Here is a 25,391-nt window from a genome sequence, read left to right on the forward strand (position 1 = left end):
TCTTTTTCCGGAGCGGTTACTCGCGCCGCTCATCGCGCGGGCGGCGGCGGCAGCGGCTCGGCCTGCCGCGCCAGCCACGCCTGCCAGGACGGCGCCATCGCGGCCGGGCCGGGGCCGGGGAGCCCGGGCGCCGCCCAGCCCCGCACGGGACGGATGCCGTGCAGCGCGTTGACCAGCCAGATCTCGCGGCCCGCGAGGTCCGGCACGCGCCGGCGCCGGCGGGCGACCGGGATGCCGAGCTCGGCGGCCCGGCGCCGGAGCCGCGCGGCCGTCACTCCGGGTAACGCGGGCAGCTCGTCCGGCGGTGCGCAGAGGGTGCCGTCCTCCCACCACAGCAGGCTGGTGGTGGCGCCTTCGACCACCCACCCGTCCGCGGTGGTGATCAGCGCCTCGTGAGCGCCGTGCCGCAGGGCCTCGGCCCGCAGGCGGGCGAGGAGGGCCAGGTCCGGCCCCTTGACGCGGGGCGCGCGCCGGGGGTCGCCGGGCGGCCCGGCCCAGACGGTCAGCCGCCCGCCCCTGGGCGGCGCCGTACGCAGGCGGAGGCGCAGCTCGCCGGAGGCGGACAGCTCCACGCGGGGGAACCAGTCACCCTCCCGGGGCAGCGCGGCGACGGCCGCCCGCCACATCGCGGCGACCAGCTCCCCGGCCGCGGCCGCCGCCTCGCAGGCCGCGCGGAAGCGGCGGCCGTGGTCGGCGAGGAAGCGCGCCGCACCGTCCACGACCAGCCAGGAGTCGGCCGCCAGCAGGTCGTCCTCGACGGGCACGCCCGCGACGAACCCGCCTCCGGCGAAGACGCTGATCGTCTCCAACCGGCACCTCCTCCCTGATCGGCCGGTCGCCGGTGAAGCTCAGTAGACCCCTTCGACGATCTCCTCGGTCGTGACGGGGCGGACGGAGGCGATGCCGTCCACCACGTCGCCCGCCGCGGGGGCGATCCGCAGCGCGGTGTCGCGTTCGAGGATGTTGGGCAGGAACATGTCGCGGAAGAGCAGGTGTATGAGCACCTGGCCGCGCTCGCCGTAGGCCACCGGGGCCCGGGTGTCCGGGTCGACGATCTCCACGACCGAGGCCGGGTGGTAGGGCCTGAAGACGCAGGGGTGCTCGTCGCCGGGCTCGCGGGGGCGCTGGGGCGCGATGCCCATCAGCGTGTTGCCGTAGATGCCGCACACCTTCGCCTTGGGGAACAGCGTCTCCTCGATGAGCCGCAGCGTCTCCGGCCCCGCCGAGGTGCCCGCCCAGAGCAGCCCTTCCAGGCGCTCGGACAGGGCCTCGTAGATGGCCGGCCGCGCGCAGGCCGCCTCCAGCATCGGCGGGGTGATGAACAGCACCCGGATGTCCTGGGTGGCGACGATCGCCTCCATCTGGTCCAGCACGTGCTCGACGTACTCGTCGGCGAGGTCGCCGCGGCCGTCGGCGAGGAGCTTGCGCACCCAGCGCGGGTCCATGTCGACGGTGAAGAACAGCCCGTTGCGCCGCGCCGCGATCCGCCGGACGGTACGGCCGACCACGTGCGGCCCGCACGGCGCGATGTGCAGCCAGTGCCCCCGGGCCGGGAAGCCGTGGGCGTCGAGCACGTCGGCGCACCAGTCGGCGTTGGCCACCCGCGAGGTGGCGTCCACGACGCGCTTGGGCGTCCCGGTCGTCCCGCCGGAGTCGAACACCTCGTACGTGCCGGTGCCGCCCCGGGGGATCAGATCCTCGGCCGGCACGGTCCGCAGCAGCTCCCCGACGTCGGGGAAGCGCCGCAGGTCCGCGACGGACCGGATGTCGGCGCGCGGGTCGAAGCCGAGCCCGCCGGCGAGCCCCAGCCAGAACCGCGACCCCGTCGCCGGGTCGAAGTGCCAGTCGAGGGTCTCCTGGAGGTGCCGGCCCAGCTCCGTCGCCGGCGCGTGCGCGTCTACCGCGGACATGCTCTACTCCCTGCGTGTGGCTTGCGAACCCGGCTCACGGGCCCGCGTGTGACCGGCCTGTGGGTGATGGGCCCGCATGTGGACGGGCCCGCATGTGGACGGGCCCGCGTGTGATGAGCCTGCGTGTGATGGGCCTGCGTGGGACGGGCCCGCGTGTGACGGACGGCCCCGGGCGGGGCGGGGGAGCGCGGATCCGCGCTCACGAACGGCCCTGGTGCGCGCCGGGCGCCAGCCGGGCCGAGATGGCCAGCCGGTTCCAGGCGTTCATGACGGTCGCCACGAAGATGAGGTGGGCGGCCTGCTCCTCGCTGAAGTGCTTGCGGGCCCGCTGGTAGACGTCGTCGTCCACCGCGTCCGCGCCGAGCAGCGTGATCGCCTCGGCCAGGCCGAGCGCGGCCTGCTCCGGCTCGGAGAAGAACCGCGGTGAGTGCCGCCAGGCGTCCAGCAGGTAGGTGCGCTGGGCGGTGACCCCGGCGGCCTGCGCGTCGATGACGTGCATGTCGATGCAGAACGCGCAGCCGTTCACCTGGGAGACCCGGATCTTCACGAGGTGCACGACCTCCGCCGCGATCCCCGACCGCAGCGCACTCTGCGTCACGGTCTGGGCGAGCCTGCCCATGGCCGCATAGCTCTCGCGGGCGATGTGGAACAGCGGCAGCCGCGCGGATTGACTCGTCATGGAATTCCTTCGAAAGGTCGGCTGAATTTACACGGGCGCCGTACCCGAAAAAGTCATTTGACGTGACACGGCCGCTCTCGTGAACTCACGGCATCACCATAAAAGGCGGCCTTCCGCCCGTCCACTACTCAATCAGGTAGTGGACTTTCCGGCCCGGCGCCTGTTGAACTGCGTGAGCGACGGCTTCGAGCCGCGCCCCCGGGCCCCGCATGCGGGGCGACCGGCTTTCGCCCCCTTCGGCCCTTCAGCGACCCGGGCTGTCCGCACGAGCGGCGGGGGACCACCGACGAGGAAGGCCCGATCGATGAGCCATGAGCAGGAGTTGCTGGTCGTGGGCGCCGGCCCGGCCGGTCTGAGCGCCGCTCTGGCCGCCCGGTCGCTCGGCGTCGAGGTGACCTTGATCGAGGCGGACGCGCGGGACCAGGAGCGGCCGGGCAGCCGGGCGCTGTTCGTGCACCACGAGACGCTGGCACGGCTGGAGCGGCTGAGCCCGGGGCTGGGGGAGAAGATCGCCGGCTTCGGGGTCCGGTGGCAGGTCGCCCGCACCTTCTACCGCGGCAGGGAGGTCTACGCCCGCCGCTACGACACCGGGCCGGGCAGCGGGCACGCCACCGGGCCGGGCGGCCGGCACGGCAGCGGGCACGACGGCGAGCACGGCAGCGAGCACGACACCGGGCCGGGCGGCGGGCTGCCGCCGTACGCGAGCCTGCGGCAGCTCGACACCGAGAGGTTCCTGCTCGACGCCTGCCGGGCCGCCGGCGTGGAGCCCGTCTGGGGAGCCCGGGTGAACGCGGTCCTGCCCGACCCCGACGGGGTGACCGTCCGCGCCGGGAACGGCGGCGAGTGGCGGGCCCGCTACGTCATCGCCGCCGACGGCGCGCGGTCCGCCGTACGCGCCGCCCTCCCGATCGAGATGGACGGCGGCCGCTCCAGCGACTACCGGGTCGCGGTGGACCTGTCCGGCGAGGACGCCGGCGGCGCGCCGGCGGAGCGGCACATGCACTACCGCCACCCCGCGCTCGACGGCCGGAACCTGCTGATCGTGCCGTTCACCGGCGGCGTCCAGGTGGACGTGCAGTGCCGGGACCCGGCGGACGGCGAGGCGCTCAGCGACCCCGATGCCGTGCGCCGGTGGCTGCCCAAGGTGGTCGCGCCCGAGCAGGCGGAGCGGGTGCTCTGGGTGTCGCGTTACCCCTGCCTGCAGCGCGTCGCCACCGCCTTCACCGACCGGCACCGGCGCGTCCTGCTCGCCGGGGAGGCCGCGCACCTGTTCGCCCCGCTGGGCGCGCGGGGGATGAACAGCTCGATCGCCGACGCAGAGGCCGCGGCGACCGCCGTGTGCCTGGCGCTCCACGCGACCGGCGTGGCACGGGCCAGAGGCGTCGTCGAGGACTACGACACGGTGCGCCGGCAGGCGGCGCGGCACAACCGGGCCCGCGTCGAAGGCGCGCTGCGGCACCTGCGCGCGGAGTCCGCCCGGTCCCGGCTGGCCCAGGCCGGCGCCGCCCGGCTGGCGCCATGGCTGCCGCGCCTCGGCGCCTGGCTGGACAAGGCCCCCTACGGCCCGCGCGGGCCCATCACGCTGCGCGGCGGCCTGTACTGACGACCCCCGGATCGAAGCGCCACTTCGAGAGAGAAGACGCACAGATGACGAGCACATCCGCGGCCGGCCACGGCATGACCTGGCCGGAGAAGATCGAGCTGCTGGCCCGCACCATGCCGGACGCCCAGGCGCGCACGCTGTCCAGCCTGCTGCCCGGCCCCGCGAGCGACGGCGCGGGCGCGTTCCGCTCCCGCGTCCCCGACCGGGAGCGCGCCGCGCTCACCCACGAGCCGCCCCGCCCCGACCCCGACGACCCGCACGCCGTGCGCCGCGTCGGCGTGATCGGCGGCGGCACCGCCGGCTACCTGGTGGCGCTGGCGCTGCGGGCCAGGCGGCCCTGGCTGGACGTCACGCTCGTCGAGTCGAGCGCCATCCCCGTCATCGGCGTCGGCGAGGCCACGACGCCGCCGCTGCTGGCGTTCCTGCACCACTATCTCGGCATCGACGCGCTGGACTTCCTCAAGCGGGTCCAGCCGACCTGGAAGCTGGGCATCAAGTTCGACTGGGGCCCCTACCCCGACGGCATCATGGCCCCCTTCGACTGGGGCGCCAACTCCATCGGGGTGCTGGGCTCGCTGGCGACCAGGAACGACCCGAACGCCTACACCCTGCAGTCGCTGTTCATGCTGCACAACCGGGTGCCGGTGTTCCGCACCGGCGACGGCGAGTACGTCTCGCTGATGGACGACCTCCCGTTCGCCTACCACCTGGAGAACCGCGCCCTGGTCGCCTTCCTCTCCCAGATCGCCGCGGAGCGCGGCATCCGCCACATCGACGCCCAGATCAGCGACGTCCGCCTGTCCGGCGAGGACTGGATCGAGTCGCTGCGCACGACCGACGGCCGCAGCCTCGACTTCGACCTGTACATCGACTGCACCGGATTCCGCTCCCTGCTGCTGGGCGACGCGCTGAAGACCCCCTTCACCAGCTACGCCGGCAGCCTCTTCACCGACACGGCGGTCACCGGCTACACGCACCAGAGCGAGGAGATCGAGCCGTACACCACGGCCGCGACCATGGACGCGGGCTGGTGCTGGAGCATCCCCGTCCCCGGGGAGGACCACGTCGGCTACGTCTACTCCTCCGCCTTCCTCTCCGGTGACCAGGCCGCCGGCGAGGTGATCCGGCAGCACGGCATGGTCGGCGACCTCAGGACGGTGCGCTTCCGGGTCGGCCGGCACGAGAAGACCTGGCGCGGGAACGTGATCGCGCTGGGCAACTCGTACGCGTTCGTGGAGCCGCTGGAGTCCAGCAGCCTGCTCATGCTGGTGTTCACGATCATGTCCATGATGCCGCTGCTGCCGGCGTCCTGGAAGCACCCGGTGCCCAGCGAGACGCTCAACCGGGTGACCGCGAACCGCTGGGACGGGCTGCGCTGGTTCCTGGCCCTCCACTACCGCTACAACCGGCGCCGCGACACCCCGTTCTGGCGGGAGGTCTGGACCTCCACCGACGTCTCCGGCATCCAGCCGCTGCTGGACGTCTACGCCGCCGGCGCGCCGCTGCACCTGCGCGACCCGATCACCCGCAGGCTCGCCCGCGCCGCCGCCCCCACCTTCTACGAGCTGGACGGCGTCGACTGCCTGCTGCTCGGCCAGAACTACCCGGCCGAGCTCGTCACCGGCGCCGAGCCGCTGGAGGCGTGGCAGGCCCGCAAGTCGGCCGCCGACGCCCTCGTGGCCCGCGCCCTGACCCAGCGCCAGGCCCTGGCCGCCTTCCACGCCCGGCCCGAGCTCACCCGGAACCTGGTCCACGGGCCGCACAGCTGGGTGACCGGGTACGGCGAAGAGCGCTGGCTCTGGCACAGCGGTGCGTGACGGGCGTCCGATGGAGATCGCAGCCGCCGGAGCGACGACCACGGCCGTGGCGTCGCAGCCCGGCACGCAGCCCGCCACGCAGCCCACCACGCGGCCCGGCGCGCAGCCCGGCGTGCGGACGTGCGCGGAGGACGACTACCGCGCGCTGATGGGGTCCTTCCCCACCGGCGTCGCGGTGGTGACCAGCACCGGCGCCGACGGCTTGCCGCGCGGGCTGACCTGCTCGTCGCTGACGAGCGTGGCCGTGAGCCCGCCGACGCTGCTGATCTGCCTGCACACCCGCAGCTCCACGCTGGAGGCGCTGTGCCGGAGCGGCAGGTTCGCGGTGAACCTGCTGCGGGCCGAGGGCCGCCGGGTCGCCGAGCTGTTCTCCCGGCCGGTGGACGACCGGTTCGCCCACGTCGCCTGGGCCTTCTCCGAGACCAACGGCCAGCCGGTGCTCGCCGAGGACGCCGTCGCCTTCGCCGGCTGCCGGGTGACCAGGAGCCTGCTCGTCGGCGACCACGCGGTGGTGCTGGGCGAGGTCACCGACGTGACGCGGGCGGCGGGTGTCCCGCTGCTGTACGGCCTGCGGCGCTTCGCCGCGTGGCGCCCCGACCAGGACGGATGACGACCGTGAGCGACGAAGGGGAAAAGACCATGAGGGCAGCGGGCGCACTGGCGCCGGTCCTGCGGACGGCGCTGCGGCGGACGTTCCGCATCGGGCGGATGTTCGAGGAGGCGGCGCGGCGGCACCCGGCCGCCACGGTCCGGCTGGACCGGCCGCTGAGCGTGCTCGGCTCCGGGCAGACCGCCTACGGCTACGACGAGCTGGCCGACGTCGTCGACGACCTCGCCGCCCGGCTGCGGGCGGCCGGCGTGGGACGGGGGGAGCACCTGCCCGTCTACAAGGGCCTGAACTTCGACCTGCCGCTGCTGGCCTGCGCCGCGGCCCGGGCGGGCGCGGTGCCCGTCATGCTCTCCCCGGCGCTGGAGCCCGCCGTGGTCCTGACCCTGCTGGCCCGGCTGTCGTCGCCGTGGATCGTCACCGACACGGCGCAGCTCGCCCGGCTGGCCGGCGAGGGCACGTTCGCGGGCCGGAAGGTCCTCCTCACCGACGGCCCGGCACGCTCCGCCCCACCGGCCGCTCCACCGGCCGCCCCCGACGGCGTCCGGTCCGAGCCGCCGTCCAGCCCCGACGGCGCCCGGCCCGCGCCGGCGTCCGGTCCCGACCGCACTCGGCCCGAGCCGCCGTCCGGCCTGGACGGCGTCCGCATCATCGACCTCGCGGCGCTGGCGGGCGCGCCCCGGCGTCCTCCGATCGACCTGCCGCCCGACCACGCCGCGCTCATCACCCACTCCTCGGGCACCACCGGCGTGCCCAAGCTGATGGTGCACACCACGCGCACGCTCGCCCACCGCCTGCTTCCCCAGCAGTTGCTGGCCTGGCCGGTCCGGCGCCGCGCGCGGGTGCTGCTGGCGATGTCGTTCGTGCACTCGCGCTTCTTCAACTCCCTCGGCGTGTTCCTGTCCTACGGCAACCCCCTCGCCGTGATCGGCGAGACGGGCCTGGCCACGGTCCGCAGGATGCTCGAGACGGCCAGGCCGGCCGTCGTGGAGACCCACCCGAACAACTTCGTGCTGTGGGAGGACTTCGCGGACGAGATCGGCGGTCCGCTGTCCGGCGTGCGCTACTACAGCAGCACCTTCGACGCCATCCATCCCGGCACGGTCAAGCGGCTCCTGTCGGCCTCCCGGCACCGCCGCCCGGCCCTGCTGCAACTGTTCGGCCAGAGCGAGACCGGCCCGCTCACCGGCTGGCTCAACACCAGGCGCAACGTCGAGCGGATGGACGGCCGCTGCATCGGCTACCCGCTGCCCGGCTTCGTCCGGCTGCGGGTCGTCGACGCCGCCGGCCGGCCCGCGCCCCGCGGCACGATCGGCCGCCTGGAGGTGCGCACCCGCGGCCGGGTCCGCACCTACCTGGGCGAGGAGGAGCGCTTCCGGTCCCAGCTCAACGGCGGCTGGTGGTACGTCGGCGACATGGGCTGGCGGGACCGGGCCGGCCGCGTCCACCTAGCCGACCGCGAGGTGGACAAGATCAGCGACATCGACAGCAACCTCGGACTGGAGGACGTCCTGATGGAGCGCCTGCCCGAGATCTCCGAGCTGGTGATCGTGCCGGACCGGTCGGGGCGGCCCACGCCCGTCCTGGCCACCCGCCACGACCGGCCACTCGACCCCGGGCGCTGGGCGGCGGCCGTGGCCGGGCTGCCCGGCCTGCGCGACCCCGTCCAGTGGCACTTCGCCGACTTCCCGCGCACCTCCACCTGGAAGATCAAGCGGCTGGAGATCCGCGGGCTGCTGGGCACCGAGCTGGAGCCGGCGCGGGTGCCGCCCGGCCCCCTTCCGATCACCTCTCCCGTTCCGACCACACCATCTGGAGCACAAAATGTCGACAAATCGCTATAAGTGGGGCATCTCGCACCCGGGGCTGGACGGGCTCCAGCAGGCCATCGAGCCGATCAGGGACAAGATCCTCGCCCACCCCATGTACACCTCGCTCAACGACCTCGGCGACGTGGTCACCTTCATGGAGCACCACGTCTTCGCCGTCTGGGACTTCATGTCCCTGCTCAAGAGCCTCCAGCTGCAGCTCACCTGCGTGCGCGTGCCCTGGGTGCCGGAGGGCCCCGAGACCAGCCGCCGGCTGGTCAACGAGATCGTGCTGGTCGAGGAGAGCGACACCCTGGCCGGCGGTCACATCAGCCACTTCGAGCTGTACGTCGACGGCATGCGGCAGGCCGGCGCCGACACCACGGCCATCGAGGCGTTCATCGCCCACCTGCGCTCCGGCGGCACCGTACCCGACGGGCTGGCCGGCGCGCGCGTCCCCCGGCCGGCCGCCGCGTTCGTCACCACCACCTGGCGCATCATCGCCGAGGAGCCGCTGCACTGCCAGGCCGCCGCGTTCGCGTTCGGCAGGGAGGACCTCATCCCCGAGATGTTCGACCGGGTCATGCGCATGGACCGGCACGCCGGCGCGCTGGGCACGTTCCGCGACTACCTGGAGCGGCACATCGAGGTCGACGGCGAGCAGCACACCCCGATGGCGATGCAGATGCTCGTCGACCTCTGCGGCGACGACCAGGCCAGGTGGGACGAGTGCGCGCGCACGCTGAACACCGCGCTGCAGGCCCGGCACGACCTGTGGGACGCCATCGCGGAGCGCATCGCCGCCCGGCCGTGAAACCCGCTTCCCCGCCCGCCCGTGAAACCCGCTTCCCCGCCACGAGAAGGGTGACCTCGATGCCGCTTTCCCGGCCGGTCGCGGCCCCGGCCGTGCCGATGCCCGACTGGTCCGCCGGCGGCGACCTCGCCGCGGTGGTCGCCGAGCTCGCGCGACGGCCCGCCCTGGTGTCCTTCGCGGCCACCCGCGCCCTGCGCGAGCGGCTCGCCGAGGTCGCCACGGGCGGCGGGCTCGTCCTGCACGCCGGTGACTGCGCCGAGCTGTTCGCCGAGGTGCTGCCCGGCCTCGTCGCCCGCAAGGCCGCGCAGCTCGCCGAGCTGGCCACGATCCTGGCCGGCGTGGCCGGACCCGCCGGAACCGTCGTGGTCGGCCGGATCGCCGGCCAGTTCGCCAAGCCGCGGTCACACCCCACCGAGGCCGCCGCCGACGGCACGCGCGTGCCGATCTACATGGGCGACGCGGTGAACGGCCTGGCCGCCACCCCGCACGCCCGCACACCCCGGCCCGGCCGGCTGCTGCTCGCCTACGACAAGTCCGCCGAGGTGCTCGCCCACCTGGCCGCCGCGCGCACCCCCCACCCCGTCTTCACCAGCCACGAGGCCCTGCTGCACCCCTACGAGGAGCCGCTGGTCCGGCCCGCCGGGATCGCCGGCACGGCCTACGCCTCCTCCGCCCACCTGCTGTGGGTGGGCGAGCGCACCCGCCAGGCCGACGGCCCGCACGTGGCGCTGGCCGCGCGGATCGCCAACCCCGTGGCGGTCAAGCTCGGACCGTCCGCCCGGCCTCAGGACGTCACCGCGCTCGTCGAGGCGCTGGACCCCGGACGGGAGCCCGGCCGGCTGGCCTTCGTCACCCGGCTCGGGGCCGGCCGCGTGGCCGAGTCGCTGCCCGGGCTGCTGGCCGCCGCCCGCCGGGCCGGCGCCCGGCCCCTGTGGCTGTGCGATCCGATGCACGGCAACACCGAACGCCACGGCGGATACAAGATCCGCGTCGTCGACCGCGTCGTCGCCGAGGCCCGGTCGTTCGTCCGGCTCGCCCGCCGCCACGGCGTACGCCCGGCGGGCCTGCACCTGGAGATCACCCCGGACGACGTGGCCGAATGCCTGGACCACGCCGGGCGGCCGCTGCCCGGTATCGACCCCAGCCGCTACCGGACCGGGTGCGACCCGCGGCTCAACCCGGAGCAGGCGCGGCGGGTTGTCACCGCCTTCGCCCGGGAGCTCGCCCGATGACCCACCGCCACCCCTCTGACCCATCCGACGCGCAGGAGACCTGCCGATGCCCATCCCCACGATCCGGCCGCTGGTCGCCGGCGAGCCCATGGACAGTCACGACCGCTCCGACCTCCTCGGCGTGCACGGCGCCCCCGTGGCGGAGGTGCGCCCGGCCGCGCCGCTGACGGCGGCGCCGGCGGTGGAACGGGTCCGCGCGGCAGCCGACGGCGTACCGCCCGGCCAGGCGACGCTCTCGCGCGCCGCCGAGATCCTGCTCACCGAGGAGGTGGACGGCCGCTCGCCCGGCGACTACCTGACCCGCTGCGCGCTCGCCACCGGCGTGCCCAAGCCCGTCGTCCGCGACGGCCTGCACTACCTGGCCCGGGTGCTCACCGACGTGCGCCGGCACAACGCGCTCGACCTGCCGCCGATCCCGGACGTGGACGGCATCGCCACCCGCTGGATCCCCCGGGGCCGGCTCTTCGCGATGCTCACCAACCTCGGCACCCACTCCGGGGGCAACTCGTTGTGGCTGCGCGCCCTGTCACTCGGCTACAGCGTGATGATCCGCCCGGGACGTTCCGACCCGCTCACGCCGCACCGCCTCATGGGCGCGCTGCTCGCGGCCGGGGTCGCGCCGGAGAAGCTCACCCTGCTGCCGGGACCGGACCGGCTCGGCCACCTGCTGGTCGAGCGCGCCGACGCCGGAGCCGTGCAGGGCCCGCCCAAGCTCACCCGCCAGTGGGAGCGACGGCGCGACGTCCGCGTGAACGGCCCCGGCCGCAGCAAGCTCGTCATCGACCACGAGCCCTCCGCCGCCGAGCTGGACTACCTGCTGGACACCGTGCTCGGCGACGGCGGCGTGCGCTGCGACAACGTCTCGGCCATCCTCACCACCCAGGACCCCGGCGCGCTCGCCGACACCCTGGCCGAACGGCTCGCGGCGACCCCGGTCCGCCTCGTCACCGACGACCGGGCACGGCTGCCCGCCGTGCCGGCCGAACGCGCCGCCGTCCTGCGCAAGCACCTGGCCGAGCTGGCCGCCGGCCTGACCGACCACACCGCCCCGCACTACGGCGGCGACCCGCTGGCCGCGCTCGGCGACGGCTCGTACGCGGTGCGCCCGGTGGTGCTGTCGGCGCCGAGCTCCGCCCACCCGGCCGTGCACACCGAGCTGACCTCGCCCTTCGTCGTCGTCGCCCCCTGGCGTCCGGACGAGGGCGTGGCGCCCCTGCGTGACTCCCTGGTCGTGACCGTGCTGGGCGACGACCGCCTGGCCCGCCTGGCCGAGGAGGAGCCCCGCATCGGCCGGGTGGTCACCGCCCCCGTGCCGCCCTGGGCCACGATGCCCCCCTCCCTGTACGGCGACGGCCTCATGCACATGCTCGCCGTCCGCAAGACGACCGTGATCGGCGGTGGCCGGAATTGATCCGCTGCCTGCTCATCGACAACTACGACTCCTACACCTACAACCTGTTCCAGCTGCTGGCGCGGATCAACGGCGCCGACCCCGTGGTGGTCGCCAACGACGACCCGCGCTGCCTGGAGCTGGCCGCCGAGCTGGACTGCGTGGTCATCTCCCCGGGCCCCGGCGACCCCGGCAATCCGGAGGACTTCGGCCGGTGCGCCGACGTGCTGCGGGAGGCGACCGTACCCGTGCTCGGGGTGTGCCTCGGGCACCAGGGGATCGCGGCGGCCGGGGGCGGCGCGGTCGAGCGGGCCCCGGCCGCCCGGCACGGGCACGTCAGCCGCGTCCGCCACACCGGCGACGAGCTGTTCCACGGCATCCCGCAGGACTTCAGGGGAGTGCGCTACCACTCGTTGCGGGTGCCCGAGCCGCTGCCCGGCCACCTGGAGGCGACCGCGTGGGCGGAGGACGGCGTGCTCATGGGGCTGCGCCACCGGCACCGGCCGATCTGGGGGGTGCAGTTCCACCCCGAGTCGGTGCTGACCGAGTACGGGGCGCGGCTGCTGGCGAACTTCCGGCACATCGCCGAACGCCACCACCGCCGCCCGGCGGCACGGGCCACCGGCCCCCGGCAGTACACCGCGCACCTGCGGTCGGTCCCGCTGCGCGCCGGGAGCGAGGCCGTCTACCACGCGCTCTTCGGCGGCTCCCGGCACACCATGTGGCTGGACAGCGCCCGGCACGGCCCCGGCCTGGCCAGGTTCTCCTACCTGGCCGAGGCGTCCCCCGCGCACGGCGAGGTGCTGACCTACCGGGTCGGCGAGGGGGAGGTCGCCATCGAGACGGTCGGCGCCGGCACGCGGCGGGTCACCGGGACCATCCTGGAGGTCCTGGACCGGGAGCTGCGGCGGCGGACGGTGCACGCGCCGGAGCTGCCGTTCGACTTCACCGGCGGGTTCATCGGCTACCTCGGCTACGAGGTCAAGGCCGACTGCGGCGCCTCGGCCAAGCACTCCTCCGAGGTGCCGGACGCGGTGTGGATGTTCCCCGACCGGTTCGCGGTCGCCGACCACGCCGACGGCACCCTGCACCTGGTGGCCCTGAGCGTCGCCACGCGGGAGTCGGAGCGGGCGGCGACCGGCTGGCTGGACCGGGCGGCCACGACCGCGGGCGCGCTCACCCACCCGCCGCGGCCGCCCCGTCCCGGCCCGGCGGGTGGTTCCGGGGTCATGGGCGGTTCCGGCCTGCGCGCGGTGGCGGAGGCCGGTCTGGTACGCGGCCGCGCGCGCTACCTGGCCGACGTGCGGCGCTGCCAGGACGAGCTGCTCGCCGGCGAGTCGTACGAGATCTGCCTGACCAACGCGGTGCGCCTGCCGCCCGTCGCGAGCCCGCTGCGCTTCTACGGCCGGATGCGCGCCCGCAACCCCGCGCCGTACGCGGCCTACCTGTCGGCCGGCGGCGTCCAGGTCGCCTGCTCCTCGCCCGAACGCTTCCTGACGATCGACCGGGGCCGCGTCGTGGAGAGCAAGCCGATCAAGGGCACCGCTCCCCGGGGTGGCACCGAGGCCGAGGACGAGCGCCTGCGCACCACGCTGGCCGGCGACCCGAAGAGCCGCGCGGAGAACCTCATGATCGTCGACCTGCTCCGCAACGACCTCGGCCGGGTGTGCGAGCCCGGCAGCGTGCACGTGCCCGCCCTGATGCAGGTCGAGTCGTACCAGACCGTGCACCAGCTCGTCTCGACGATCCGCGGGTCGCTGCGGCCCGGGGCGTCGGCCGTGGACTGCCTGCGCGCGTGCTTCCCCGGCGGCTCCATGACCGGCGCGCCCAAGCTGCGCACCATGGAGATCATCGACGAGCTGGAGACGGAGGCGCGCGGCCCGTACTCGGGCACGATCGGGTTCCTGGGCTGCAACGGGACCGCCGACCTGAACATCACGATCAGGACGGCCGTCTTCACCCCCGACGGCGTCAGGATCGGCGCGGGCGGCGCCGTCGTGCTCGACTCCGACCCCGTGGCCGAGTACGAGGAGATGCTGCTCAAGGCCTGCGCCCCGCTCCTCGGCCTGGCCGAGGAGACCACCCCGGGCAACCCGGCGACCGGCGCGCCGCCGGTGGCCGATGGTCCGCTGGAGGCTGACGCGCGATCAGAGGCCGGCGGGCGTGCGGGCGGCGGGCTGCCGGAGGCGGCCCGATGAACGTCGTCCGGCAGATCGAGCGGCTCGCCGAAGCGGGCGGCTGGCTGGGGCGCACCGCGTTCTGGGCCGACGGCGTCCCGCACACGCACGCGGACGTGCACCGGCTGGCCGCCGTCGCCGCGGCCGGGCTGGCCGCGCGGGGGGTGCGCCGGGGCGACCGCGTGCTGCTCGCGCTCCCCGACGGCATCGGCCTGGTCGCGGCCTTCCTCGGCGCGGCGCGGATCGGCGCGCCGGCCGTCATCGTCAACCCCGACCTCACGACCTCCGACCACGCCAGGATCGCCGCCGGCTGCACCCCCCACACCATCGTCGCCGCCCACCTCGACGCCGGGTGTCGCGTCACTCCCGGGGAGTTGTTCGCTCTGGGGCGGACCCGGCCGGTCCCCGAGCCCCTCGACGTCGGGCCCGGCGAGCCCCTGTACGTCCAGTACACCTCCGGCACCACCGGCGCGCCCAAGGGCGCGGTGCACACCCACGGGCAGCTCGCCGCCTACCAGCGGTGCGTCGGCGCGGGCGTGCTGGGCATGCGCGCCGACGACGTGCTGCTGTCGGTGTCGAAGCTGTACTTCGCCTACGGGTTCGGCAACGCGCTGGTCTTCCCGCTGTTCACCGGGGCGGGCGCGGTGCTGTTCGGGCACCGGCCCAAGCCCGCGGAGGTCGCGGCGGCGATCGGCCGGCACGGGGTCACGCTGCTGTTCTCCGTGCCCGGGTTCTACGCCAAGCTGCTCGACCACTGCCCGCCGGAGGGGTTCGCCTCGCTGCGCGCCGCGGTGTCGGCGGGCGAACGGCTGCTCCCGGCGCTCGGCGAGAAGGTGGCCAGGGCCCTGGGGGCGCCGGTGCTGGAGCAGATCGGCGCCACGGAGGCCGGTCACGCGTACTGCGCCAACACCGTCTGGGACAACACCCCCGGCACCCTCGGCCGGCCGGTGCCGGAATGCGAGCTCCAGCTCCGTGGCCGGGACGGCGGCCCGGTCCCCGACGGCGAGATCGGGGAGCTGTGGGTACGCAGCCCCATGATCATGCCGGGCTACCTCGGCGCGCCGGACCTGACCGCGAGCGTGCTGGCCGACGGCTGGCTCAACACGCGCGACCAGGTGAGCCGCCGCCCGGACGGCACGTACGTGCACCACGGCCGCACCGACGACATCGAGGTCGTCGGCGGTATCAACGTGGCGCCGGCCGAGATCGAGGCGGTGCTCGCCCGCCATCCCGGCGTCCGCGAGGTGGCCGTGGTGTCCGTGCGCGACCCGGCCGGCGTCACCGCACTCCGCGCGTTCGTGGTGCCCGGCACGCCGGGGGCGGACGGCGCACGGGTGCCCGGCACGCCCGGGGCGGACGCCGCGCGCGTGCCCGGCACGCCCGGGGCGGACGGCGCGCGGCTGGAGCCGGAGCTGATCGCGCTGGCCCGCGCACACCTGGCCGCCTTCAAGGTGCCCAAGTCGGTCCGCGTGGTCGCGGAGCTTCCGCGCACGCACACCGGCAAACTCCGCCGCTTCGTCCTGCGTGAAGGCGCCGAGGCGGCGGGCGGACCGTACAGAAAGGACGTCTCCTCATGAGACCAGCCATCGTCCTCGCGGCGACCCTGCTCGCCTGCGCGGCCCTGCCGCTCCCGGCCCACGGCGCGCCCACCGGCGCGACCGCGACCACCACGACCACCACGGCCCGTGCGGCGTCACCGGTGCCGCCCGCGCCCCGCATCGTCGCGGAGGGGCTGGCGCATCCGCGCGGCATCCGCGCCCTGGCCGACGGCGTGGTGCTGGTCGCCGAGTCCGGGCGGGAGGGCACCGAGCCCTGCCTGCCCAGGAGCCCGGGCAGCGCGGGAGCCGAGCAGTGTCTCAGCCGCACCGGCGCCGTCTCCCTGTTCACGCACGGCCGCAGGACCACGCTCGTCGGCGGCGCCGCCTCGCTCGGCACCAAGGACGGCGCCTTCGCGCACGGGCCGAGCGACCTGCTCATCACCCCGAAGGGGCTGGTCGTCGTCATGGGCCTGGCCAACAACCCCACCGGGCGCGAGGCGCTCGGCGCGGCCGGTCGCGACCTCGGCACCCTCGCCTATGCCACCCGCAAGGGGCTGCGGCCGTTCGCCGACCTGGCCGCCCACGAGATCGCGAACAACCCGGACGGCGGCGCGGGCTTCGCCGGGCTGTGGTGCCATCCGTACGCCGTGCTGGCGGACGGCGACGGGTTCCTGGTCGCCGACGCCGGGGCCAACGCGCTGCTGCGGGTGGCCGCAGACGGCGCCGTCTCGGTCGTCGCGGTGTTCCCGGCCCAGACGGTGACCACGCCGAACGGGCCCGCCCAGGTCCAGTCGGTGCCCACCTCCGTCGTACGCGGGCCGCGCGGCTCGTACTACGTCGGCGAGTACACCGGATACCCCTACACCGGCAAGATCGCGCGCGTCTGGCACGTGGTCCCCGGGCAGCCGCCGCGCGTCCACGCCCAGGGCCTGTCACCCATCCTCGACATGGACGTCGACGCCCGGGGACGGCTGCACGTCCTCGAAGTCGACTACGCCGGCAGCCCCCACACCGTCCCTCCGCCCGCCGGCCGGGTCACCCGCGTCGAACGCGACGGGACGGCCGTGCCCGTCATCACCGAGGGGCTGACGATGCCCAGCTCGTTGTCCTTCGCCCGCGACACCCTGTACGTCGCCGACGACTCCGTCTCCCTCAACGGCCGGCTGCTGGCCTACCGGCTGCCGTGACCGGCATCGGCAACCGCACCGGCGTGGACGTGACCGCCGCCGCCGTGGCCCGCGCGCAGGCGCGTACCGTTCGGGTGCTGGCCGTCACCCAGGTCGTCGGCGGCGTGGGCGCGCTGGCCGGCACCACGGCCGGCGGGCTGCTCGCCGCGTCCGTCGCCGGCGACCCGGCCGCCGCCGGATACGCGCAGGGCTCCCAGGTGGCCGGGGCGGCGCTGCTCGCCCTGCCCATCGTGCTCGTCATGCAGCGGTTCGGCCGGCGCCGCGGCATGGTCGCGGGCTTCGCCACCGGGCTGGCCGGCGCGTGCGTCGCGGTCCTGGGCGGCTGGACGAACTCGCTGCCCGTCCTGATGGCCGGGCTCATCCTGTACGGCGCCGCGACCGCCACCAGCCTGCAGTCCCGGTACGCCGCCACCGACCTGGCCACGCCCGCGCAGCGCGCCCGCGCCCTGTCCACCGTCGTCTGGGCCGCTACCGCCGGCGTGGCGATCGGCCCGAACCTGGTCGGGCCCGCCGCCGCGGTGGCCGGACGCGCCGGCCTGCCCCCGCTGACCGGCGCGTACGTCTTCGCGGCGGCGGCCTTCCTGGTGGCGGCCACCGTGGCCGGCACGATGCTGCGCCCCGACCCCCTGCTCCTGTCCCGCCGGGTCGCCGGCGAGCCGGCCCGGCCCGCCCCCGGCGGCGCCTGGGCGCCCCGGCTGATCCTGGCCACCCCGCCGGCCCGGCTGGCGCTGATGACGATGGTGGTGAGCCACTCCGTCATGCTGCCGCTGATGGTGATCACCCCCGTGCACATGGCGGCGGCGGGCACCGGCCTGACCGTCATCGGCGCCGCGGCCAGCGCCCACGTGCTGGGCATGTACGTCCTGTCGCCGCTGGCCGGCCGGCTCTGCGACCGGTTCGGGCGGCGGGCGGGCCTGGTGACCGGCTCGGCGCTGCTGCTGGCCGCCGCCGTCGTGACCGGCACGGCCGGCCACGACTCCTGGCGGCTGACCGCGGGGCTGGTGCTGCTCGGCGTGGGCTGGTCGGCCTGCCTGGTCTCCGGCTCGCTGCTGCTCAGCGAGTCGGTGCCGGCCGGGCGGCGGCTGCGGGTCCAGGGCACGGCCGACATGACGGTGGGCCTGTGCGCGGCGACCGGCGGGCTGATCGCCGGCCCGGTGGTCGGCACGTTCGGCTTCGCGGGGCTCACGCTGGGCGCGGGCGTCCTGGTGCTGTCCCTGATCGCCGTACAGACGCACGCCCTGCTCACGGGCCGGGCCGGATGAGCGGGCAGGAGCGTGACGGGCGGGAGACGCGGCTGAGGATCGTCGGCGAGTTCGCGGTCTTCTCCGGGGCGCGCCGCCTGACCGGCGCCGAGGTGGGCAGCCGCAAGGCCCGTACGCTGCTCGCGCTGCTCGCCGTGGCCGACGGGCGGCCGGTGCGCCTGGACGCCGCCGCCCAGGCGTTGTGGGGCGAGACGTGGCCGGCCCGGCCGGGGGACAACCTGGCCACGCTGGTCAGCAGGCTGCGCGCCACGCTCGGCCCCGGCGTCGTGCTCGGCGGGCGCAGCGGATACCGCCTGGACCGGCACGTCCGCGTCGACCTGTGGGAGGCGCGCGAGCTGACCGGCCACGCCGAAGGCGCCCTGCCGGGGGACGCGCGCCTGGCCATGCGGCTGGCGGGCGACGCCGTCCGCCTCGTCGCCGACGCCGAGGTGTTCCCCGACGCCACGGACGCGCCGTGGGCCGAGCCCGCCAGGGCGGCGCGGGCCGACGTTCTGCGGCGGGCGCTGCACGTGACCGCCGCCGCCGCGCTGCGCCGCCGGCGTCTGACGGAGGCGCGCCTGGCCGCGCAGTCCGCCGTGGCGCAGGATCCGTACGACGAGATCGCCTGCCGCCTGCTCATGCGGGCCCACGAGCTGGCCGGCGAGCCCGCCAAGGCGCTGACCGCGTACGAGCGGCTCCGGGCCACGCTCGCCGAGGAGCTGGGCATCGACCCCACCCCGGCCACCAGCGCCCTCCACGTGGCCATCCTCCGCAGCGCCACCCTCACCCCCTGACTCCTCGGCAGCGTCACGCTCACCCCCTGACTCCTCCGCCGCGTCACGCTCACCCCCTGACTCCTCCGCCGCGTCACGTTCATCCGCCGGCCCCTTGGCGGAGGCCGGCCGCCGGTAGCCCGGCCGCCGGTGGGCGGGCGGGCGCGGTCAGGTCGCCGGCGCCCGGGTCGGGGAGCAGGACGGAGGGCAGCGGGCAGCCGGGATGCATCCGCAACAGCTGGTAGGCGACACCGCCGAGCCCGGGCAGCAGCCCCGGCACCAGCGCGTTCCCGGCGAACCCGCTGCAGGGCCCGAACTCCTCGATCCCGCTGAGCATGCGGCCGTCCAGCCGCTCCCTGTCCACGCCGATCGCGCCGGCGTCGGCGGCGAGCGTGAGCACCTCCCAGGCGCCGAGGTCCCCGTGGGCCAGGGTGTGGCTGCGGCCGAAACCGTCCGCCCGGCACACCGCCGCCGCCCGCCCCAGCACGGCGCGCCACCGCGCGGCGCTCGCCGGATCGTCCCGGGCCACCCGCCGCAGCTCGTCCGCCGCGACGACCCCGATCCCGCCCGCCCCGTAAGCCCAGGTGGCAGCGCCGACCGTCGGATGATCGAGCCCCGCCGGCAGCTCGTCCCGCCCCGAGACGGCGGCGGCGAGAGCGGCGGCCTCCGCGTTCCCGGTGGCCGCCGCCAGCCGGGACAGCGCCCAGCCGATCCCCGCGGCCCCATGGGCCAGCCCAGCGGCACCATGAGCCGGCCCGCCGGCAGGGCCATAAGCCGGGTCGGCAGCGGCCCCATGGGCCGGCTCGCCGGCGGAGGCCACGGACGGATCCGGCTCCGTCCACCGGACGATGCCGTCGCGGACCTGCGCCGTCGCCACCAGCCGGGACCCGATCTCGGCCGCCAGCGCCACCGCGCCGGCGTGCCCGCCCGGGACGTGCTCGTCCAGCCTGAGCAGCGGCACCACCGCCCCGGCCGGCCCGTCGAGCAGCCCGGCCGGCCCGTCCGGCAGCCCGGCCGATCCGTCCGGCAGCCCGGACGGCCCGTCGGCGGGCAGCCCGGCCGGCCCGTCGGCGGGCAGGGCGGCGGGCAGGGAGGTGAGCGCGGCCGACGCCCGGGACACCGCCTCGGCCGGCTCCACCGCACCGAGCCGGCCGAGCAGCAGCCAGGCCCAGATCCACGACCCGATGCCCAGATAGCCCCCGGCGACCTCGAAAGCGCCGGCCGGCAGCAGGGCGTCGCCGGTGGCGCGCAGGGTGCGCAGCACGGCTCGCAGCAGGCCGTCCGCCTCGGGCACCGGGTCCGCCCGGCCGTGCGCCACCTCGTGCCGGTAGGCCGCGAGCAGCACGGCGACCCCCGCCGTACCGCCGTACATGTCCGGCCCGAGCGGCAGCACCGCCCAGCCGGCCGGGTCGAGCACCGGCCCGATCCAGGTGGCGCTGCCGTCGTTCCCCCGCACGGCGGACGCGGCCAGCACGCGCACGATCCCGGCCGCCGCCGCGCGCCGCCGCCGGTCCAGGTCCGTGGTGCGCACCCGGCGCGGCACCAGGCTCCGCGCGCCGCGCAACCACCCGTCGTTCAGGTACGCGCCGACCACGGCGGACCGGATGACCTGCCGTTCCACCTCGACGTCGGCCGCCCGCCAGCGGCGCAGCGCGCCGGCGAACAGGTCGTCCGCCGCCCCCCACGTCGTCCCGCGCGGCCCGGTCAGCAGTCCCCTGCGCGGCGTGGTGGAGTAGACGGGCACGTCGGCGACGAGCAGGTCCGCCACCTCGGCCGCGATCACCGCCGGATCGTCGGGCCTGCCGGGCGCGTTGGCCGCCTGCCGGGCGAGCACGGCCTCGGCGCGTGCGCGGGCGGCCGGCTCGTCGTGCAGCGACGCCGGGTGCCACAACATGCGGCCCAGCTCGGCGTACGACTCGGTGGAGCGCGGAACGACCCGGACCGGCACGTCGGCGAAACCGGCGAGCGCCGGCTCCAGCTCACCCGCCTCGTCCAGGCCCCGCAACCGCTCGGTCAGCTCGGTGAACCCGGCGACCACCCGATCCCAGTACGCCCCCAGCACCGGCTCGGGGCTCGGCAGGTTGCGCTCCACGGGCACCTCCACGCGGGCCCGGCCCATCCTGGCCCGATCGGTGCCCGCGTCCAGGACGACCTGCAGCTCCGCGGCCGGTTGCTGGCCGGGCAGCGAGCCGATCCCGGACGGGTCGATCCCGCGCCAGCCGAGCGCCACCCCGCGGTCCGGCAGCAGGCCGGTGCCCAGCACCGAGCCGCCCAGCAGCGCCGCGGCCCTGTCGGTGGCGTCGCCGCACCCCAGCTCCACGGCGGGCGGCGGCGGCGTGAACAGCGTCTCGCAGTCCACGACGACGGGCACCGGCCCGGCCGCGACGAGGTTCTCGGCGTGCAGGTCGCTGCCGCCGAGCAGGAGCATCACCGCCAGCCAGTGTCCCAGGCCACGATGGAAGGCCCGCAGCTCCGCGTCGCCGTCGCAGTGGCGGTGCCCGACATGTCCGGCCCAGCCGTACGTGCCGCGCGCCACCACCTCGGGCACCCGGATCCGGGCTTCGGCCGGCTCGTCGTGCAGCACCCGCTCCAGGAACCGCGCCAGGGCGCGGTCCACGGAGACCGGCCGCGGCTTGTAGACGACGCGGCCGCCCTCGCACCCCAGGATGACCACGGTCTGCCCGCCCCGATGGCTGTCCCCGGCCGCGAACTCCACCTCGGCCAGCCCCGTTCCACCACCGCCCAGGAGCGCGCCCAGCGCCGCGCGGTCGGTGGCGAACCGGTGCGCCAGCGTCAGCGCCGCCGCGCACCTGTTGCCGATCACCCGGCGCAGGCGGGGCAGCAGCGTCGGATAGTGGCCGCCCAGCGAGGTCCAGAAGGCGGGGGTGGCCGTCAGGGCCCGCCACTCCGCCCACCGGGCCGCCGGGTCGGCCCCGGTGAGCCGGCCGGTGAGGCGGGCCGCGTGCAGCTCCAGGAGCAGGACGCGGCCCACGAGCCGGCGTACGGTGTCGTGCAGCGCCGCCTCGGCGGCGGCGTGCAGCGCCTCCCGCTCCGCCTCCGCCAGCCCCGGCACCGCGCCGAGCCGGGCCGCCAGCCGGACCAGGGCAGGTTCCAGCAGGTGACCCGGCACGGTGTCGTTCACGGTGTCGTCACCTCCGCGTGCGGAGGCGTCCGGTCGAAGCTGCCCACGGCTAGGAGACCGCGGCCATCTCGAACTGGACGGTACGGGTGGAGCGGGTGTTCGCCAGGCTGCGCGTGTTCGCCAGCGCCCGCGTGTTCACCGTCGCCCGGGTGTTGACGGCGCGGGTGTTGACGGCGCGGGTGTTGACGGCGCGGGTGTTGACCGTGCGCGTGTTGACTGTGCGGGTGTTGATCTGACGCGTGCTGGCCGCGCGGGTGTTGATCTGGCGAGTGTTGATCTCGCGCGTGTTGGCGGTACGCGTGTTGACCGTGCGCGTGTTGATCTCCCGCGTGTTGACCTGGCGCGTGTTGGCCGCGCGGGTGTTGATCTCCCGCGTGTTGGCCGGGCTCCGGGTGTTGCCGGCACTCCGGGTGCTGCCCAAGGTGACCGACTCGAAGGTGAGGTCGTCCTCGCCGGCGCCGAACAGCGGTCCCGCCGGGTTGATCAGTTCGTCGAACCCCTGGGCCGTCTGGTGCCCGGCGCGCCAGGCGGCGACGACCTCCTCGGCTTGCCACTGGGTGAGTTCTGACATGTGACCGGTCCCTCCTGGGCTCGTCTTCTTGGTCAGTCCCGATGCTCCGGGCGGCCGTTGCAGTTCCGTTGCAGTCCCGCCCGCCGACCGGCACGCGCGAAAAGTGGCGTCATCCCCGGAGCCGTCCCGGGCGTATCACTGGGCAGATCCCGGAGCCCTGTCGCGGGGCCCCCGGGAGCGAACGGGGCATTCGGGGGGATCCACGCGAACGTGCGACAGCCGCAACCCGTGCGCGCGCCGCGCGCCGGGCACGTCCGATGACGCGAGAAAGGCAGCACTGTGACCGACTCATCCATGGTGGCGGCCCCGCCGGTCCCGCCGCTCGGCGCCCATCCGCTGCTGCTGTTCCTGCTCCAGGTCGCGGTGCTGCTCCTGGTCGCCGTGGCGCTGGGCCGGCTCGCCGTACGGTGGAAGCTGCCCGCCGTGGTCGGCGAGCTGTGCGCCGGCGTCATCCTGGGCCCGTCGCTCCTCCAGCACGCCGCCCCCGCCCTGGCCGCCTGGCTGCTGCCGCGCGATGCCGAGCAGCTCCACCTGCTGGACTCGGTCGGCCAGCTCGGCGTGCTGCTGCTGGTGGGGATCACCGGCAGCCACCTGGATCTCGGGCTGGTGCGCAGGCGCGGCGCCACCGCCGCCAAGGTCAGCCTGTTCGGCCTGGTCATCCCGTTCGCGCTGGGCCTCGGCGCCGGGCTGCTGCCCTCGCCGCTGGCCGCCGGCAGCCCGGACCGCACGGTGTTCGCGCTCTTCCTGGGGGTGGCGATGTGCGTGAGCGCCATCCCGGTCATCGCCAAGACCCTGTTCGACATGAACCTGCTGCACCGCAACATCGGCCAGCTCACCCTGGTCGCCGGAATGGTGGACGACGTGTTCGGCTGGGTGATGCTGTCGATCGTCTCGGTCATGGCGACGACCGGGCTGGCCGCGCGGAACGTGGCGCTCTCGATCGCGTACGTGCTCGCGGTGCTCCTGTTCGCGGCGCTCGTCGGCAAGCCGCTGGTCGCCCGGCTCTACCGGCGGGTACGCACGCCCTCCACCGTCACCGCCGTCACCGTGGTGCTCGTCCTGCTGTCCGCCGCCGGCACCCACGCGCTGGGCCTGGAGGCCGTCTTCGGCGCCTTCGTGATGGGCATCCTCATCGGCGCCTGGGGCAAACCCGACCCCGCCGGGCTCGCCCCGCTGCGCACCGTCGTGCTGGCCGTGCTCGCCCCGGTGTTCTTCGCCACCGCGGGGCTGCGCATGGACCTGACCGCCCTGGCCAGGCCCGAGGTCCTCGGCGCGGGGCTGCTGGTGCTGGCCGTCGCCGTTGCCGGGAAGTTCGCCGGGGCCTTCCTCGGGGCCCGGCTCAGCCGGCTCACCTCCTGGGAGGCGCTCGCGCTGGGCGCGGGGATGAACGCCCGCGGCGTCATCGAGGTCATCGTCGCCATGGTCGGCCTGCGGCTCGGCGTGCTGAACCTGGAAACGTACACGATCATCATCCTCGTCGCGGTCGTCACCTCGCTGATGGCGCCGCCGATCCTGCGGGTGGCGATGGCCAGGGTCGCCGTCACCGAGGAGGAGGAGCGCAGGAACGCCGACGGCGCCCGGCCCGCGACCACCCCCGGAACCCCGTCCTGACCGCCCGGCTTTCAGCCGATCCAGCCGCGCCTGGCGGCCGTGACGCCGGCGGCGAACCTGGTCTCCGCCGCCACATCTCCATGATCGTGGAGATGTGGCGGCGGACGGTGCGCAGGCTCATGCCGGTGCGGTTGGCGATGGTCTCGTCCTTGAGCCCGAGGGCCATCATCCCCACGAGCTGGAGCTGCAGTTCGCTGGGCCCGCCGGGAGCCGAGGGCGCCGGGGCGGCCCCGGCTCCGGCGGGGGAGGCGACGGGCGTGGCCCTGGCCCACAGCAGCTCGAAGTACTGCCGCAGCGCCTTGACGATGACGGGAGCCCTGACCAGGGCGATCCCATGGGCGCCGCTGGGAGTCAGCGGGAGCATCGCGACCTCCTCGTCGACGAGCTTCATCTTCATCGGCAGGTTGCGCATGATCCGCACCTCCTCGCCATCGGCGATGGAGCTCTGGATGACGTGGTGGCCGACCTCGTTGCCGAAGTACTCGGTGGAGTAGACCGACCGGCAGCGGACGTTGCGCGAGGTCACGCGGCGCGGTGGCGGGACCGAGCTCTCCTTGCGCAGCGGCATGTCGAAGCGCCAGGTGTGCAGGCCCAGGAAGTCGGAGCGGGCCGAGTTGACGAGGGAGAGCGACAGCGAGTGGATCTCCTCCGGGTCGGTCACGATCCGGATCCCCTCCTCGGGGGCCCGCTCGACGGCCCGCTGCGAGAAGATCCGCTGGATGTCGTTGAGCCGGACGTAGGCCGCGGCGAGTTGATCGCTCGACTCGATCAGCTGTCTCTGCAGGTCATGAAGGATGTCACGGAAGGCCAGGGTGGGGTCGGTGGGCCGGATGGCGGTCGAGGAGCTGTAGACCACCCGGTGGACGAGGCCGCGGCTGATCAGCTCGTCCAGCGAGACGGGCGAACCCGCGCGTTCCACCGCCTCGGATTCGGAGCATTCACCGTGGCTGAGAAAAGCCGCGTAACCGGTGGCGAGCCGCTCGGGAAGAAGCCCGCTCAGCAGGTTTCCCATTTCGCTCGCGGCGCTCTCGTCGTGCTCTTCAATCCGCGCCTTCTCCGTCACAGATCCCCCGCTGAGCCCTATGTACGACAGTGAGCGCGGGCACTATAACACCGCCACTCGCGGCCATTTATCCGGTAGCCACCCGTATCGGCGCGAATTCCACCGGATATGGGCAGGCAGCTTGCTGCCATCCGGCAGCTTCTCCCTCTTCGGGAAAAGCCGCGCCGCCTAATGTGCGATGCGCCAAGCCACGTCGTGCGCCCGCGCACGCCGGAACATCCCCTACAG

19 protein-coding genes are annotated in these 25,391 nt (G+C 75.1%); 13 read left to right on the plus strand and 6 right to left on the minus strand.

All coding sequences use genetic code 11. The features are described from left to right. Window positions 1-29 precede the first annotated feature (29 nt). The 3 genes from IO39_RS34495 to IO39_RS34505 all read right to left on the minus strand — a co-directional run bounded on the left by IO39_RS34495 (window position 30) and on the right by IO39_RS34505 (window position 2,589). Complete coding sequence (locus tag IO39_RS34495) at window positions 30-809, minus strand: aminotransferase class IV (RefSeq protein ID WP_043632330.1); 780 nt, start codon at window positions 807-809, stop codon at window positions 30-32. Between the two features lie 39 nt (window positions 810-848). Beyond that, window positions 849-1,910 carry an acyl-CoA synthetase family protein gene (locus IO39_RS34500; RefSeq protein WP_043632334.1) on the minus strand — a complete coding sequence of 354 codons (1,062 nt, stop codon included), beginning with the start codon at window positions 1,908-1,910 and terminating at the stop codon, window positions 849-851. A gap of 199 nt (window positions 1,911-2,109) precedes the next feature. Continuing rightward, entirely contained in the window at window positions 2,110-2,589 is a 480-nt protein-coding gene (locus IO39_RS34505; RefSeq protein ID WP_043632338.1) for a carboxymuconolactone decarboxylase family protein, read from the minus strand. A gap of 304 nt (window positions 2,590-2,893) precedes the next feature. On the opposite strand from IO39_RS34505, the gene IO39_RS34510 reads away from it, so the two are divergent. From IO39_RS34510 to IO39_RS34565, 12 genes are read left to right on the plus strand one after another with little or no spacing between them, the layout of a single operon-like run. Next, on the plus strand, window positions 2,894-4,192 hold the full coding sequence (locus tag IO39_RS34510; protein ID WP_043632341.1) for an FAD-dependent monooxygenase: 1,299 nt from the start codon (window positions 2,894-2,896) through the stop codon (window positions 4,190-4,192). A 44-nt stretch (window positions 4,193-4,236) separates the two neighbouring features. Next, window positions 4,237-6,009, plus strand: coding sequence for a tryptophan halogenase family protein (locus IO39_RS34515; RefSeq protein WP_157549255.1), 1,773 nt, complete (start codon window positions 4,237-4,239; stop codon window positions 6,007-6,009). Between the two features lie 10 nt (window positions 6,010-6,019). After that, window positions 6,020-6,619, plus strand: coding sequence for a flavin reductase family protein (locus IO39_RS34520; RefSeq protein WP_084773974.1), 600 nt, complete (start codon window positions 6,020-6,022; stop codon window positions 6,617-6,619). A 29-nt stretch (window positions 6,620-6,648) separates the two neighbouring features. Further along, on the plus strand, window positions 6,649-8,460 hold the full coding sequence (locus tag IO39_RS34525) for an AMP-binding protein (RefSeq protein ID WP_084773984.1): 1,812 nt from the start codon (window positions 6,649-6,651) through the stop codon (window positions 8,458-8,460). Beyond that, on the plus strand, window positions 8,441-9,238 hold the full coding sequence (locus IO39_RS34530; RefSeq protein WP_043632345.1) for a DUF3050 domain-containing protein: 798 nt from the start codon (window positions 8,441-8,443) through the stop codon (window positions 9,236-9,238). Before IO39_RS34525 ends, IO39_RS34530 begins: the two co-directional genes overlap by 20 nt. A gap of 59 nt (window positions 9,239-9,297) precedes the next feature. Continuing rightward, the gene (locus IO39_RS34535) at window positions 9,298-10,470 is read left to right on the plus strand and encodes a 3-deoxy-7-phosphoheptulonate synthase (protein ID WP_043632444.1); all 1,173 of its coding nucleotides are present in this window, start codon (window positions 9,298-9,300) and stop codon (window positions 10,468-10,470) included. Window positions 10,471-10,516: 46 nt separating this feature from the next. After that, window positions 10,517-11,881: an aldehyde dehydrogenase family protein gene (locus IO39_RS34540; RefSeq protein WP_052423734.1), complete on the plus strand. Its 1,365-nt coding sequence runs from the start codon at window positions 10,517-10,519 to the stop codon at window positions 11,879-11,881. Beyond that, window positions 11,881-14,058 carry an aminodeoxychorismate synthase component I gene (pabB, locus tag IO39_RS34545; protein WP_043632450.1) on the plus strand — a complete coding sequence of 726 codons (2,178 nt, stop codon included), beginning with the start codon at window positions 11,881-11,883 and terminating at the stop codon, window positions 14,056-14,058. Before IO39_RS34540 ends, pabB begins: the two co-directional genes overlap by 1 nt. Beyond that, window positions 14,055-15,614 (plus strand): AMP-binding protein, encoded by a 1,560-nt coding sequence (locus IO39_RS34550; RefSeq protein WP_052423735.1) that lies wholly within the window; start codon window positions 14,055-14,057, stop codon window positions 15,612-15,614. Before pabB ends, IO39_RS34550 begins: the two co-directional genes overlap by 4 nt. Next, window positions 15,611-16,762, plus strand: a complete 1,152-nt coding sequence (locus IO39_RS34555) for a ScyD/ScyE family protein (RefSeq protein ID WP_052423736.1) — start codon at window positions 15,611-15,613, stop codon at window positions 16,760-16,762. The genes IO39_RS34550 and IO39_RS34555 overlap by 4 nt, the downstream gene beginning before the upstream one ends. Then, window positions 16,759-18,024: an MFS transporter gene (locus tag IO39_RS34560; protein WP_211267267.1), complete on the plus strand. Its 1,266-nt coding sequence runs from the start codon at window positions 16,759-16,761 to the stop codon at window positions 18,022-18,024. The genes IO39_RS34555 and IO39_RS34560 overlap by 4 nt, the downstream gene beginning before the upstream one ends. Next, complete coding sequence (locus tag IO39_RS34565) at window positions 18,021-18,797, plus strand: AfsR/SARP family transcriptional regulator (protein WP_043632348.1); 777 nt, start codon at window positions 18,021-18,023, stop codon at window positions 18,795-18,797. The genes IO39_RS34560 and IO39_RS34565 overlap by 4 nt, the downstream gene beginning before the upstream one ends. Before the next feature lie 79 nt (window positions 18,798-18,876). Here the strand turns inward: IO39_RS34565 and IO39_RS34570 are convergent, their stop codons facing one another. Together IO39_RS34570 and IO39_RS34575 are read right to left on the minus strand one after the other, a co-directional pair. Then, window positions 18,877-21,918 carry a type 2 lanthipeptide synthetase LanM family protein gene (locus tag IO39_RS34570; protein ID WP_063765399.1) on the minus strand — a complete coding sequence of 1,014 codons (3,042 nt, stop codon included), beginning with the start codon at window positions 21,916-21,918 and terminating at the stop codon, window positions 18,877-18,879. Window positions 21,919-21,967: 49 nt separating this feature from the next. Then, entirely contained in the window at window positions 21,968-22,489 is a 522-nt protein-coding gene (locus IO39_RS34575; protein ID WP_043632351.1) for a DUF6229 family protein, read from the minus strand. Window positions 22,490-22,768: 279 nt separating this feature from the next. On the opposite strand from IO39_RS34575, the gene IO39_RS34580 reads away from it, so the two are divergent. Then, entirely contained in the window at window positions 22,769-24,100 is a 1,332-nt protein-coding gene (locus IO39_RS34580; RefSeq protein WP_245642467.1) for a cation:proton antiporter, read from the plus strand. Here the strand turns inward: IO39_RS34580 and IO39_RS34585 are convergent. After that, window positions 24,030-25,019 (minus strand): helix-turn-helix domain-containing protein, encoded by a 990-nt coding sequence (locus IO39_RS34585; RefSeq protein ID WP_157549257.1) that lies wholly within the window; start codon window positions 25,017-25,019, stop codon window positions 24,030-24,032. The two genes, IO39_RS34580 and IO39_RS34585, sit on opposite strands and share 71 nt — an antisense overlap. Between the last annotated feature and the right edge of the window lie 372 nt (window positions 25,020-25,391).

This window comes from Nonomuraea candida, from assembly GCF_000725485.1.
GTDB classification, from domain to species: Bacteria; Actinomycetota; Actinomycetes; order Streptosporangiales; family Streptosporangiaceae; genus Nonomuraea; species Nonomuraea candida.

Coding starts and splice junctions, on each gene's coding strand:
- IO39_RS34500 (WP_043632334.1), bottom strand. CDS start 1,910: ATGTCCGCGGTAGACGCGCACGCGCCGGCGACGGAGCTGGGCCGGCAC.
- IO39_RS34505 (WP_043632338.1), bottom strand. CDS start 2,589: ATGACGAGTCAATCCGCGCGGCTGCCGCTGTTCCACATCGCCCGCGAG.
- IO39_RS34510 (WP_043632341.1), top strand. CDS start 2,894: ATGAGCCATGAGCAGGAGTTGCTGGTCGTGGGCGCCGGCCCGGCCGGT.
- IO39_RS34515 (WP_157549255.1), top strand. CDS start 4,237: ATGACGAGCACATCCGCGGCCGGCCACGGCATGACCTGGCCGGAGAAG.
- IO39_RS34520 (WP_084773974.1), top strand. CDS start 6,020: ATGGAGATCGCAGCCGCCGGAGCGACGACCACGGCCGTGGCGTCGCAG.
- IO39_RS34525 (WP_084773984.1), top strand. CDS start 6,649: ATGAGGGCAGCGGGCGCACTGGCGCCGGTCCTGCGGACGGCGCTGCGG.
- IO39_RS34530 (WP_043632345.1), top strand. CDS start 8,441: ATGTCGACAAATCGCTATAAGTGGGGCATCTCGCACCCGGGGCTGGAC.
- IO39_RS34535 (WP_043632444.1), top strand. CDS start 9,298: ATGCCGCTTTCCCGGCCGGTCGCGGCCCCGGCCGTGCCGATGCCCGAC.
- IO39_RS34540 (WP_052423734.1), top strand. CDS start 10,517: ATGCCCATCCCCACGATCCGGCCGCTGGTCGCCGGCGAGCCCATGGAC.
- IO39_RS34550 (WP_052423735.1), top strand. CDS start 14,055: ATGAACGTCGTCCGGCAGATCGAGCGGCTCGCCGAAGCGGGCGGCTGG.
- IO39_RS34555 (WP_052423736.1), top strand. CDS start 15,611: ATGAGACCAGCCATCGTCCTCGCGGCGACCCTGCTCGCCTGCGCGGCC.
- IO39_RS34565 (WP_043632348.1), top strand. CDS start 18,021: ATGAGCGGGCAGGAGCGTGACGGGCGGGAGACGCGGCTGAGGATCGTC.
- IO39_RS34575 (WP_043632351.1), bottom strand. CDS start 22,489: ATGTCAGAACTCACCCAGTGGCAAGCCGAGGAGGTCGTCGCCGCCTGG.